The following is a 12,628-nucleotide window of genomic DNA, read 5'->3' on the forward strand; positions in this document are numbered from 1 at the left end:
GGGCGGCTGCGCCGCTCACGCGTTCAGATCACGTGTGAAACACCGGCTCGGACGATCATGCGTCGGTTGAACGCGCGAGCGGCAGAGCCGCCCACCCTACGTGTCTCCGGCGTCATCGGCGGATAATCACCTGCACCCTATACCAGGCGTTCTTCGGCACGCGTCACCGCGTCGGCCGACCCGCGCAGCACCACCACATCCCCGGCGCGCAGCTCCGTCTCCGGCGCCGGCTCGACGCGCTTGCGATCGCGCCGGATGCCGCTCACTTCCGCACCCAGTTCGTCCAGCCCCAGTTCGCCGATGCGCCGGCCGACGGCTTGCGCCGTTTCATTGAGCACCACCGAATGCAGGCGCACGTACATGTGCTCGGCGTCGTCGGTGACGTCGCTCGAACCGTGGAAGTAGCCGCGCAGGGCGGCATAGCGTTCGTCGCGCGCGCTCTGCACGCGGTGCACCACGCGCCGCAGCGGCACGCCGACCACCACCAGCGCGTGCGAAGCAAGCATCAGGCTGCTCTCGAGCGCTTCCGGCACCACCTCGGTGGCGCCGGCCGCACGCAGGATATCGAGGTCGCTGTCGTCGTGGCTGCGCACGATCACCGGCAGCGCCGGCGCCAGCTCGTGCACCAGGTGCAGCACTTTCAATGCCGCGCGCGTGTCGGCGAAGGTGATCACCAATGCACTGGCGCGGTTGATGCCGGCCGCGATCAGCGCTTCGCGCCGGCCGGCGTCGCCGTAGGAGACGCTGGAGCCGGCCGCCTGTGCTTCCTGCACCCGTTCCGGATCCAGGTCGAGCGCGTACCACGGCAGCTTTTCGTCGGACAGCAGGGTGGCGACGCTCTGGCCGCTGCGCCCGAAGCCGGCCAGGATCACGTGCTTTTGGGCGGCCATCGTGCGGCTTGCCAGTTGCGTGAGCTGGAGCGACTGCATCATCCATTCGTTGGATGCCATCTTCATGACGATGCGGTCGGATTTTTCGATGATGAAGGGCGCGATCAGCATCGACAGCACCATCGAGGCCAGCACCAGCTGCATCAGGAAGGGGTCGATCAGCTTCGATCCCGAGGCCAGGTTCAGCAGCACGAAGCCGAACTCGCCGGCCTGCGCCAGCGCCAGACCGGTGCGCATCGCCACCCCGTCGGTCGATCCAAAGGCTTTCGCCAGCGCCGCGATCAGCGCGAATTTCAGCAGGACTGGAATTACAAGCAAAAGGAGCACCAGCCACCAATGCTGGAGCACCAGGCCGACGTTGAGCAGCATGCCGATGGTGATGAAGAACAGCCCCAGCAGCACGTCGCGGAAGGGCTTGATGTCCTCTTCCACTTGATGCTTGAACTGGGTTTCGGAAATGAGCATGCCCGCCACGAAAGCGCCCAGCGCCAGCGAGAGCCCGGCGCGCTCGGTGATCCAGGCCGCGCCCAGCGTCACCAGCAGCAGGTTCAGCATGAACAGCTCCTGCGAGCGGCGCTTGGCGACCATCGTGAACCAGCTGCGCATGAGCTTCTGGCCGAAGAACAGCAGCAGGGCCAGCACCGCGGCCGCTTTCACGGCGGCCCAGGCCAGTGTCGGCGCCAGGTTGTCGGGGTTTTTCGCCAATGCCGGAATCAGGATGATGAGCGGCACCACGGCCAGGTCCTGGAACAGCAGGATACCGATGATGCGCCGGCCATGTTCGCTTTCCAGTTCCAGCCGTTCGTTCAGGAGTTTGACGACGATCGCGGTGGAGGACATGGCCAGCGCCCCGCCCAGGGCAAAGGCGGCCTGCCAGCTCACGGTCAGCTGCGGCACCGCCATCGCCAGGGCAAAGGCGCCGAGCATGGCGGCGACGATCGTCAGCATCACCTGCGCCAGCCCGAGGCCGAACACGATGCGGCGCATGGCGCGCAACTGGGCCAGCGAAAACTCGAGCCCGATCGAAAACATCAGGAACACGATGCCGAATTCGGCCAGCGCGTGGGTGGAATGCGTTTCCGCCGCGAGGCCGAGCGCATGCGGCCCGATCAGCACGCCGACGGCCAGATAGCCCAGCATCGGCGGCAGGTGCAGCGAGCGGAACACGACCACGCCGAGCACGGCGCTGCCGAGCAGGAGCAGGGTCAGTTCGAGGCCGGATGCCATGCGCTGATTCCCAGGATTTTTGCCCGGTCTGCGTAGTTTGTTTCGTCTGGCAAGTTTTTTGCTTTCTCAATTCGTTTATACTTCGGTGATGAGTGTAACCGATGAAAAAAACAATGCTGAACAGTTTTGACGAGAACCAATCCCGACGCGTGATGGCACTGGCGCGCGAGACCCTGGCGATCGAAGCCGAGGCCATTTCCGCCATGCATGATCGGCTCGACGCCGACGACAGCCTGGTGCGCGCCGTTGGCGTACTGTATGCCTGCACCGGCCGCGTGGTGGTCTCGGGCATGGGCAAATCGGGCCACATCGCGCGCAAGATCGCCGCCACGCTGGCGTCGACCGGTACCCCCGCCATGTTCGTGCATCCGGCCGAAGCCGCCCATGGCGACCTGGGCATGGTGACGGCGCAAGACGTGTTCATCGCCATCTCGAATTCGGGCGAATCGTCGGAACTGATGGATATCCTGCCGGTCGTCAAGCGCATGGGCGCGCCCCTGATCGCCATGACCGGCAAGCCGCAATCGCGCCTGGCGCAGCTTGCCGACGTCCACCTCGACATCTCGGTGGCGAAAGAAGCCTGCCCGATGAACCTGGCGCCGACCGCCAGCACCACCGTCACCCTGGCCCTGGGCGACGCGCTGGCCGTGGCCCTGCTCGACGTGCGCGGCTTTCGGGAAGAAGATTTCGCGCGTTCGCATCCGGGCGGCGCGCTGGGCCGGCGCTTGCTTACCCATGTGCGCGACGTGATGCGCAGCGGCGAGGCGATTCCCGCCGTCGCCCCCGAGCTGCCGCTGGCCCGGGCGCTGCTCGAAGTGAGCCAGAAGGGCATGGGCATGACCGCCGTCGTCGATGGCGCCATGCATCCGCTGGGCGTCTTCACCGACGGCGACCTGCGCCGCCTGATCGAACGCGAGCAGGATTTCAGCAAACTCCTGATTCGCGACGTCATGCATGCCGGCGCGCGCACCGTCCATCCCGACCAGCTGGCGGTGGACGCGGTGGCGATCATGGAAGAATTCCGCATCAACCAGATGCTGGTGGTCGACAGCGACGGCGTGCTGGTCGGCGCGCTGCACATCCACGACCTGACCCGGGCAAAGGTAATCTGATGAGTGTGTTGATCACTGAGCTTGAACATATCAAACGCGCCGCGCGTGTGAAGGTCATGATCTTCGACGTAGACGGCATCCTGACCGACGGCAGCCTGACTTACGGCGCGGACGGTGAAATAACCAAGACCTTCAACGTGCTCGATGGCCTGGGCATCCAGCTGCTGCAAAAGACGGGCGTCGCCACCGCCATCATCAGCGCGCGTACTTCGCCCATCGTCAATGCCCGTGCCCGGGACCTGGGCATCACCCATGTCTGGCAGGGCTTCCACGACAAGCGCATCGCGTTCACGGAACTGCTGGCCAAGACCGGCCTCACCAGCGAGCAATGCGGCTATATCGGCGACGACGTGATCGACCTGCCGCTCTTGAGCAAGGTCGGCTTCGCGGTGACGGTTCCGAGCGGCCACCCCGAAGTGCAGCACCGCGCCCATTACGTGACCCGCGCCGGCGGCGGCCGCGGCGCCGTGCGCGAGGTGTGCGACCTCGTGATGCGCGCCCAGGGCAGCTATGAACAGGCCCTGGCCCCGTATTTTGCGTAAAGCTCATCTTCGATTCGTATGGCGACTTACGTGAACAAACGCACCGCGCACCGCTGGCGCACGCTGGGGCTGATGCTCACCGCGGTGTTTTTCGCGTTCGGCAGCTTCTGGCTGCTGCAGGCGATCCAGTCGGAAGACCAGGTCGCCAAAGGCCCCGGACTCGACGAGCCCGATTACATCGTCGAGAACTTCAGTTTCGTGCGCATGACCGAGGCCGGCTCGCCGCGCTACGTGATGTCCGGCGCGCGCCTGGTGCACCATCCGAAAAATGATGTGTCCGAAGTGACGCGGCCCGTGGTGCAGAGCATGGCCCCGGGCCGCCCGAACATGACGGTGCGGGCCGAGCGCGGCCAGGTTTTCCATGGCGAGAACCGCGTCGAACTGATGGGCAAGGTCGACGTCAGGCGCCCGGCCACGCCGACCAGCGAAGCGCTGCATGCCCGGACCGAGGCGCTGACCGTGCTGGCCGACGACGAAATCATCAAGACCAGGCTCCCGGTACGCATGACGCTGGGCGCGTCGCAGGTGGACGCGGTGGGCATGCATGCCGAGAATCCGACCCAGAAGATGCACCTCGGCGGACGCGGCAGGATCGTCTATCCGCCGCGCCGCGCGGCCGCTTCCCGCTCCGCACCTACCCCATAACAGGAACAAGAACATATGAAGAACATCCTCCGCAATGTGCTCGCCGCCGCTTTCCTTTCGCTGGTGTCGCTGTCGGTATCGGCCGAGAAGGCGGACTCGCTCAAGCAGGCCGTGGTCGAATTCGATTCGCTCGACGTCGATGAAGTGACGCAGACGCGCATCCTGACCGGGAATGTGATCGTCACGCGCGGCACGCTGACCCTGAAATCGGACCGCGCGCTGGTACGGGAAACGCCGGAAGGCTATATGAGCGTGACGCTGACGTCGAATCCGGGGCGCGTGGCGACCTTCCGCCAGAAGCGCGACGGCGGGCCGGACCTGTGGATGGAAGGCCAGGCCGAGCGCATCGAATATGAAGAGCGCGAAGAGGTGGTCAAGCTGTTCTCGAAAGCGGTCGTCAAGGAACTCGAAGGCGGGCGCATGACGAATGAACTCGTCGGCCCCTTCATCTCTTACGACAACCGGCGCGAAGTGGCCGCCGTGCGCAACGACGCCAGCGGCCAGACCAAGGCCGGCGGCGGGCGCGGCACCCTGATCATCGCGCCGCGCCGTACGGCAGCGCCCGCGGTAGCGGCAGGAAAAAAATAATGAAGGATGACCGCGACACGCGCAGCACCCTGGTCGTACGGGGCCTGCAGAAAAGCTACGGCAAGCGCCTGGTCGTGCGCGACGTGTCGCTCGAAGTGGGCTGCGGCGAAGTCGTCGGCCTGCTCGGGCCGAACGGCGCCGGCAAGACGACCTCGTTCTACATGATCGTCGGCCTGGTGCCGTCCGACGCCGGCACCATCGAAATCAACGGCGCCGACATTTCCAGCCTGCCGATCCACCGGCGCGCGGTGATGGGCCTGTCCTACCTGCCGCAGGAAGCGTCGGTGTTTCGCAAGCTGACCGTGGAAGACAACATCCGCGCCGTGCTGGAACTGCAGCGCACCGATGAGGGCAAGCCGCTGACCAAGGCGGCGATCAACGAGCGGCTCGATTCGCTGTTGGCCGAACTGCAGATCGAGAAGCTGCGCGAGAACCAGGCGCTGTCCTTGTCGGGCGGCGAGCGGCGGCGCGTCGAGATCGCACGCGCGCTGGCCACCAATCCCCGCTTCGTGCTGCTCGACGAACCCTTTGCCGGCGTCGACCCGATCGCTGTGATCGAGATCCAGCGCATCGTGCGCTTCCTGAAGGAGCGCGGCATCGGCGTCCTGATCACCGACCACAATGTGCGCGAAACGCTCGGCATCTGCGACCGCGCCTACATCATCAACCAGGGCGCCGTGCTGGCCTCGGGCCGCCCTGACGACATCATCGCCGACGAATCGGTACGACGTGTCTACCTCGGCGAACACTTCCGCATGTAGGTATCATGAAACAATCCCTGCAACTACGGACTTCGCAGCACCTGGCGCTCACGCCGCAGCTACAGCAGTCGATCCGCCTGCTGCAGCTGTCCACGATCGAACTGCAGCAGGAGCTCGAGCAGATCCTGTCGGATAATCCCTTGCTCGAGCGGATCGACGACCCGCTCGACAATTCCGTGCGCCTGTTGTCCGACGGCGCCATCAACGACGCGCCCGCCCAGCCGCCGGATGCGCCGGCGCCAGGCGGAGAAGAACCCGCGGCCCCGGCAGAGGGCGCCGATGCGGCGGAGGGCGGCGGCGAGGTCGAGCGCGGCGAGGCCGATGCCGACTGGGGCGACGCGCCGCGCGCGCCGGGCAGCGACGGCGACGACGATGGCCGCCCCCAGCTGGGCGCTATCGGCGTCACGCTGCGCGAGCACCTGTCGGAGCAGATCCGGGTCACGGGCGCGAGCGTGCGCGACCGCGCGCTGGCCGAACTGGTGATCGACGCCATCGACGACAACGGCTATCTCGACGAACCGCTCGACGAAATCCTGGCGCGCCTGCCCGAAGAGCTGGAAGTGGACATGGACGAAATGCGCTGCGCGCTGGCGCTGGTGCAAAGCCTCGATCCGGTCGGCGTCGGCGCGCGCAGCGCCAGCGAGTGCCTGGCGCTGCAGATCCGGCAAATGCCGGGCGTGCCGATGGTCACGCGGCGCATGGCCCTGAAGATCGTCGAGGGCTACCTGACCTGGTTCGCCCAGCGCGAATTCAACAAGCTGAAAAAGGCGCTCGATTGCGATGACGAAGACCTGCGCGAAGCGCAAGCCGTGATTCGCCAGTGCAATCCGCATCCGGGTGCGGCTTTTGCGTCGAGCACCTCGGACTACGTGGTGCCGGACGTCATTGTGCGCAAGACGGGCACCGGCTGGAGCGTGACGCTGAATGGCGAAGTGATGCCGCGCCTGCGCGTGAACAATGTCTACGCGGCACTGCTGAAGCAGGGCAAGGGCGAAGGACAGATGAGCGCGCAGTTGCAGGAAGCGAAGTGGCTGATCAAAAATATGCGCCAGCGTTTCGACACGATCCTGCGTGTTTCGCAGGCCATCGTCGAGCGTCAGCGCAACTTTTTCAGCCATGGCGCGGTTGCCATGCGTCCCCTTGTGCTGCGCGAGATTGCTGATACACTAGGTCTGCACGAGAGCACCATTTCTCGCGTAACCACTCAGAAATTCATGCTAACCCCGCACGGCATGTTTGAGCTGAAGTATTTCTTCGGAAGCCATGTCGCCACCGAAGCGGGGGGCGAAGCCTCTTCGACGGCGATCCGGGCGCTCATCGCGCAACTGACAGGAGCAGAAGACCCAAGGAACCCATTATCCGACAGCAAGATCGCGGAAATGCTCGGTGAACAAGGAATGGTCATCGCGCGCCGAACGGTTGCGAAATACCGCGAGGCACTTAAAATTCCTCCAGTCAGTCTCCGCAAATCCTTGTAACAGCGGCCAGCCACGCGCGACCCAAGCGCGCTGTGTGAGCCGTTTCTTTTTCAAAGGAGTGTGTATGAATCTCACTATCAGCGGTCACCACCTCGACGTTACACCCGCCATCCGTGAATACGTACAGAACAAGCTGGAACGCATCACCCGCCATTTCGATCAAGTGATTGACTCCCACGTCATCCTCGCCATCGACAACCTCACCGAAAAAGACAAAAGGCAAAAAGCCGAAATCAACCTGCGCGTCTCGGGGAAGATGGTGCACGTGGAAAGTGTGGCGCAAGATCTGTATGCCGCGATCGACTTGCTGATGGACAGGCTCGATCGCCAAGTCATGAAGTACAAGAGCATCATGCAAAACCATAGTCACGAGTCGCTCAAGCGACGACCTGAAGGCGGAGAGGCTGTTGCTGCCTGATCGGCAACGAAGCACCGTCTAATAAGGGCGCCGGAAGGCGCCCTTTTCAGTTGGTAGAATGGTGATTTTCCCACAAGCCCAACCACCATGACCGACCATGTCCTGACCCGCGTTGCCAACGGCACCGGCGTGATTACCCTCGACCGCCCCAAGGCCCTCAACTCGCTGTCGCTCGCCATGGTGCGGCGCCTGAGCGCAACCCTGCTTGCCTGGCGCGACGACGCCGCGGTCGAGGCCGTCGTGATCACCAGCAGCAGCGAAAAAGCCTTGTGTGCCGGCGGCGACATCCGCTTCTTCCACGAGGCGGGCCACGCGGCGCCGACCGGCGGCAGCGCACTGCTGGAAGACTTTTTTACGGAAGAATACGCGCTGAACCACCTGGTTCATTTTTATCCGAAGCCGTATATCGCGCTGATGGACGGGGTGGTGATGGGCGGCGGCATGGGCATAGCCCAGGGCGGACCCGCCACCGGCCTGCGCATCGTCACCGACCGCACGAAAATGGCGATGCCGGAAGTGAACATCGGTTTGTTCCCGGACGTCGGCGGCAGCCATTTCCTGTCGCACGCGCCTGGGCAACTGGGCAACTACCTGGGCCTCACCGGCCTCACGATCGGCGCCGCCGACGCTGTATATGTGGGGCTGGCCGACGTGTTCGTGCCGGGCGCCCAGCTGGCTGAACTGAACGCGCTGATCGAGACGACGCCCGGGGCCGAGCTGGCGGGCGCCATCCGCGCATTCGGCGCGCGCTTCTTCGATGCCCTTGGGCCGAGCGCTTTGGAGGCGGCGCGCAGCACGATCGATGCGCACTTCGGTGCCGACTCGGTGGCGGCGATCATGCGCTCACTCGAGGGCGACGCCGCCCCGTTCGCGCAGAAGGCACTGGCCGCGATGCGCCAGCGCTCGCCGCTCCTGATGTGCGTGACGCGCGAGATGCTGCTGCGCGGCGCCGGGCTGGGCGTGGCCGATTGCCTGCGCATGGAACGCGCACTGGTGCGCCGCAATTTCGAGCACGGCGAAGTACTCGAAGGCGTGCGCGCGCTGGTGATCGACAAGGACAACGCACCAAAATGGAATCCGCCGGCGATCGAGGACGTGACGCCGGAGATGGTGGCGCGCTTTTTTGAACCGGTATGGCCGGAGTATGCGCATCCGCTGCGCTACCTGGACTGACCGGTAACGGGCCTACGACTGCTCGCGATGCCGCAGCACGACCCGCTCGGACTCGCCGAAATACGCCGCCAGGCGCTCGGCCATGTACACCGAGCGATGCTGGCCGCCGGTGCAGCCGACCGCCACCGTCAGGTAGCTGCGGTTGTCGGTCTTGAACGAAGGCAGCCATTTCTCGACGAACTGGCGGATATCATTGAGCATTTCGCCGGCGCTCGGCTGGGCGTCGAGGAAGGCGATCACGGGCGCGTCCTTGCCCGTCAGCGGGCGCAGGGTATGGTCGTAATACGGATTCGGGATGGCGCGCACGTCGAACACGAAGTCGGCGTCGAGCGGCACGCCGACCTTGAAGGCGAAGGATTCGAAGAACAGCGTCAGCGGTGCATGCTTGACCTCGGCCAGCACCTTGATCCAGCCGCGCAGCTTGTTGGCCGACACTTCCGAGGTGTCGATCACGTGGCCCAGCTGCTCGATCGGGTCCAGCCGCTCGCGTTCTTCGGCGATGCACTCGATCAGGGTGCGGCGCGAAGCCGGGTTTTCGCCGGGACGCACGGCATGCGACAGCGGATGGCTGCGGCGCGTTTCCGAAAAGCGCGCCACCAGTGAATGGGTGCTGGCGGTGAGGAACATGACTTTTACTTCATGCCCATCGTTCTTCAGCCTGCTCACCGTGAGCGGCAGTTCGGTCAGGGAGTCTGAGGAGCGGGCGTCGACGGCGACGGCCAGCTTTTCCGTTCCCTGGCCGGAAACGGAATTGACCAGGTGCGGCAGCAAACCCGGCGGTAGGTTGTCGACGCAGTAATAGCCCGCGTCTTCCAGGACGTTCAGGGCGACAGATTTACCCGAGCCGGAGATGCCGGTAATAAGGACGATGTGCATGGCATGATGATACCGCAACAGCATGTCCTTTGTCGAAGCGGGCTTCCTTGTAGAGGGACAGAATCAGGACAAGAATGCGGAGGAGGCTAATCCGCGCTCATGGCCTGACGTTGGTGTAGCAGGGAATTCGCGGGACATGTCCCGCGCCTGCGGAACGGTCTGCCCTTGCAAGGGCAGACTCCTTGGCAACATTCAATCCGCGCTCATCGCTTGACGTTGCCGTTCCATGAACTCCTGCAGCGTATCGATTCCGCGCAGTTGCAGGATGGTGTTGCGCACCGCGGCTTCGAGCAGCACGGCGATGTTGCGGCCGGCGGCGACCGGAATGACGACTTTCCGGATCGGCAGGCCCAGCACTTCCTCGGTGGGGAAGTGGAAGGGCAGGCGCTCGACTTCTTCGTCGAGCACGCCGCGCTTGACCAGGTGGACGATGAGTTTCAGGCGCATCTTGCGGCGCACGGCGGTCTCGCCGAAGATCGCCTTGATGTCGAGCAGGCCCAGGCCGCGCACCTCGAGCAGGTTTTGCAGCAGCGGCGGGCAGCGGCCCTCGATCATGTTCGGCGCGATGCGCGAGAACTCCACGGCGTCGTCGGCCACCAGGCCGTGCGAGCGCGAAATCAGTTCCAGGCCCAGCTCGCTTTTGCCGAGGCCCGAGTCGCCGGTGATCAACACGCCCACGCCCAGCACGTCCATGAACACGCCGTGCATGATGACGCGGTTCGCCAGTTTCTTGGACAGGTAGACGCGCAGGAAGTCGATCACCTGCGCCGCCGGCAGCGGGGTCGAGAACAGCGGGATGTTCTGCTCGTCGCAGATGGCGAGGATGTCGGGCGGGGTTTCCAGGCCTTGCGCGATGATCAGCGCCGGCGGGCCGCCGCCGATCAGTTCGCCGATGACGTGGCTGCGCGAACTCGATTTCAGGCGGTGGTAGTAATTCAGTTCCTGGTGCCCGAAGACCTGGATGCGGCCCGGGTGGATCAGGTTCAGGTGGCCGACCTGGTCGGCGGCCGAGGCGACGTCACCCGAGATCAGGCGTTCGCCGCCGGGAAAGCCGGCGAACCAGCCAAGTTGCAGGCTATCGCGGTTATCGTCGTACAGCCGTTGGATGGTAAGCGGAGTTTGCAGCATGCTGCGATCTTACCCCATGGCCTGCAAGCTGGGTTGCCAGTTGATAATGCGTTCGTGCACCGAGCGCGGGTCGGGGTCGTGCGCCAGCGCCGTGCGGATCGCCTCGTCCGAAAACAGCTCGGCGATTTCGGACAGGATTTCCAGGTGCTGCTGGGTGACATGGTCCGGGATTAGCAGGAAGAACAGCAGGCTGACCGGCTGGCCGTCGGGCGACTCGAAAGGAATCGGGTCGGCCAGGCGGACGAAGGCGGCGATCGGCTGCTTCAGGCTTTTACTGCCCTTGATGCGGCCATGCGGCACGGCCACACCATGGCCGAGGCCAGTCGAACCGAGGCGCTCGCGCGCGAACAGGTTTTCCGACACGGTCGACCGTGCGATGCCGCAGTTGTTCTCGAAAATCAGTCCGGCCTGTTCGAAGGCGCGCTTTTTACTCGACACTTCGATGTCGAGCTGGACGTTTTCAAGCGACAAAATTTTGCTGAGGTTGGTCATAACACGCTTCTAATGTTGCGGCAACATAGCCGACTTGCCGAGCGGAATTATAGGCCTGTTTTCCTGGCTGTGTAATTCGCTTTCGCGTCGGTATCCTACCCCTGTCATTGGCTGCTTTCGAGGCCGCACTCAGTAATGCAGTGACGGCCCTTTGCGTTTTCACAAGGGTTCACGCAATTTCTATTACAGAAATGAATGCAGGATGAATATTTGGGGGCAAGAGGGCTGATTCACCATCGTTTCCCCGTCCTTGCACAAAAAAATTGCAATTCGAAAGAAGCTACTAATCCTTGTCTGACTGTCAGGATATGTGGCTGTAAAGGTACATCCAGCTGCCTTTTCCTTGTTTTTCGCCTGCCTTTTGTTTATTGGCGCGCGCCGCGCAGGTTATCCGGACGTCCGGTGCTGAAGTTGGTGCGCCAGGGATTGATGTCAAGCCCGCCACGACGCGTATAGCGCGCGTACACCGCTAGCTTGGTCGGCCGGCACTGGCGCAGGATGTCGATAAAGATCCGCTCGACACATTGTTCATGAAACTCGTTGTGCTCGCGGAAACCGATCAGGTAGCGCAGCAGGCCTTCCTGCTCGATTTGCGGCCCCACGTAATGGATCTGCACGCTCCCCCAGTCCGGCTGGCCGGTCACCAGGCAGTTCGATTTGAGCAGGTGCGACACCAGCGTTTCCTCGACCGGCGCCTCGTTCAGGCTAGCGTGGAGCAGATGCGGCGCCGGCGAATAGTCGTCGATCTCGATGTCGAGGCGGTCGAGGCAATAGCCCTCGAGCTCACCCATCTTCAGCTTGCCGAATTGTTCCGGTTCCGTCAGCGTAATGTGCACCGGCGCGCCAAAGGCGCCGGAAAGATCCTCGCGCAGCAGCGCCAGCAGGGCCTCGGGGCCGGCCACGCGGGTCTGGTTGAACGAATTGAGGTAGAGCTTGAACGACTTCGACTCGACAATGTTCGGCGAATCGGCCGGCGCGCTGATGGTCGCAATCGCCACCTGCGGCTTGCCGCGCATGTTCAGCCACGACAATTCGTAGGCATTCCAGATGTCCATGCCGAAGAAGGGCAGGGTGCCGGTAATGGCCAGTTCGTCGCGCTTGTGCTGGCGCGGAATCGGGAACAGCAAGTCCGGTGCGTACTGGGTCTGGTAGGCGGATGATTTGCCAAGTGGCGATTGATCTGGAGTATTGGTCATGATCTAGTCTCGATGCACCGCAGCCGCCCTTGGGGGCGGCAAAGCGGCGTATCGTACACCTTTTTCGGATCGGCCTGCGCGTCCCGCTCGCTTGCCGTGAAC

The 12,628-nt window shown here is 63.8% G+C and carries 13 protein-coding genes; 8 read left to right on the plus strand and 5 right to left on the minus strand.

The window, feature by feature from the left end; all coding sequences use genetic code 11:
* Positions 1 to 137: 137 nt before the first annotated feature.
* Positions 138 to 2,117 (minus strand): monovalent cation:proton antiporter family protein, encoded by a 1,980-nt coding sequence (locus AC56KZ_RS17275; protein WP_497163421.1) that lies wholly within the window; start codon positions 2,115 to 2,117, stop codon positions 138 to 140.
* 113 nt (positions 2,118 to 2,230) lie between these two features.
* Between AC56KZ_RS17275 and AC56KZ_RS17280 the strand changes: the two genes are divergently transcribed.
* From AC56KZ_RS17280 to AC56KZ_RS17315, 8 genes are all read left to right on the plus strand, one after another.
* Positions 2,231 to 3,229, plus strand: coding sequence for a KpsF/GutQ family sugar-phosphate isomerase (locus tag AC56KZ_RS17280; RefSeq protein ID WP_497163563.1), 999 nt, complete (start codon positions 2,231 to 2,233; stop codon positions 3,227 to 3,229).
* 56 nt (positions 3,230 to 3,285) lie between these two features.
* Positions 3,286 to 3,771, plus strand: coding sequence for a KdsC family phosphatase (locus tag AC56KZ_RS17285; RefSeq protein ID WP_497163422.1), 486 nt, complete (start codon positions 3,286 to 3,288; stop codon positions 3,769 to 3,771).
* Positions 3,772 to 3,801: 30 nt separating this feature from the next.
* Positions 3,802 to 4,416 carry an LPS export ABC transporter periplasmic protein LptC gene (gene lptC, locus AC56KZ_RS17290; protein WP_497163423.1) on the plus strand — a complete coding sequence of 205 codons (615 nt, stop codon included), beginning with the start codon at positions 3,802 to 3,804 and terminating at the stop codon, positions 4,414 to 4,416.
* A gap of 15 nt (positions 4,417 to 4,431) precedes the next feature.
* Positions 4,432 to 5,004 (plus strand): lipopolysaccharide transport periplasmic protein LptA, encoded by a 573-nt coding sequence (lptA, locus tag AC56KZ_RS17295; protein WP_497163424.1) that lies wholly within the window; start codon positions 4,432 to 4,434, stop codon positions 5,002 to 5,004.
* Positions 5,004 to 5,765 carry an LPS export ABC transporter ATP-binding protein gene (lptB, locus tag AC56KZ_RS17300; RefSeq protein WP_497163425.1) on the plus strand — a complete coding sequence of 254 codons (762 nt, stop codon included), beginning with the start codon at positions 5,004 to 5,006 and terminating at the stop codon, positions 5,763 to 5,765. The genes lptA and lptB overlap by 1 nt, the downstream gene beginning before the upstream one ends.
* Before the next feature lie 5 nt (positions 5,766 to 5,770).
* Positions 5,771 to 7,243 carry an RNA polymerase factor sigma-54 gene (locus AC56KZ_RS17305; protein ID WP_497163426.1) on the plus strand — a complete coding sequence of 491 codons (1,473 nt, stop codon included), beginning with the start codon at positions 5,771 to 5,773 and terminating at the stop codon, positions 7,241 to 7,243.
* A 64-nt stretch (positions 7,244 to 7,307) separates the two neighbouring features.
* Positions 7,308 to 7,661: a ribosome hibernation-promoting factor, HPF/YfiA family gene (gene hpf, locus AC56KZ_RS17310; RefSeq protein WP_497163427.1), complete on the plus strand. Its 354-nt coding sequence runs from the start codon at positions 7,308 to 7,310 to the stop codon at positions 7,659 to 7,661.
* Positions 7,662 to 7,748: 87 nt separating this feature from the next.
* Entirely contained in the window at positions 7,749 to 8,834 is a 1,086-nt protein-coding gene (locus AC56KZ_RS17315) for an enoyl-CoA hydratase/isomerase family protein (RefSeq protein ID WP_497163428.1), read from the plus strand.
* A gap of 12 nt (positions 8,835 to 8,846) precedes the next feature.
* Here the strand turns inward: AC56KZ_RS17315 and rapZ are convergent, their stop codons facing one another.
* From rapZ to queF, 4 genes are all read right to left on the minus strand, one after another.
* Positions 8,847 to 9,710 carry an RNase adapter RapZ gene (rapZ, locus tag AC56KZ_RS17320; protein ID WP_497163429.1) on the minus strand — a complete coding sequence of 288 codons (864 nt, stop codon included), beginning with the start codon at positions 9,708 to 9,710 and terminating at the stop codon, positions 8,847 to 8,849.
* A gap of 192 nt (positions 9,711 to 9,902) precedes the next feature.
* On the minus strand, positions 9,903 to 10,838 hold the full coding sequence (hprK, locus tag AC56KZ_RS17325) for an HPr(Ser) kinase/phosphatase (RefSeq protein WP_497163430.1): 936 nt from the start codon (positions 10,836 to 10,838) through the stop codon (positions 9,903 to 9,905).
* A gap of 9 nt (positions 10,839 to 10,847) precedes the next feature.
* Positions 10,848 to 11,330: a PTS sugar transporter subunit IIA gene (locus AC56KZ_RS17330; RefSeq protein ID WP_497163431.1), complete on the minus strand. Its 483-nt coding sequence runs from the start codon at positions 11,328 to 11,330 to the stop codon at positions 10,848 to 10,850.
* 365 nt (positions 11,331 to 11,695) lie between these two features.
* Positions 11,696 to 12,526: an NADPH-dependent 7-cyano-7-deazaguanine reductase QueF gene (gene queF, locus AC56KZ_RS17335; protein WP_497163432.1), complete on the minus strand. Its 831-nt coding sequence runs from the start codon at positions 12,524 to 12,526 to the stop codon at positions 11,696 to 11,698.
* Between the last annotated feature and the right edge of the window lie 102 nt (positions 12,527 to 12,628).

The organism is Telluria sp. LT2P34, from assembly GCF_059685915.1.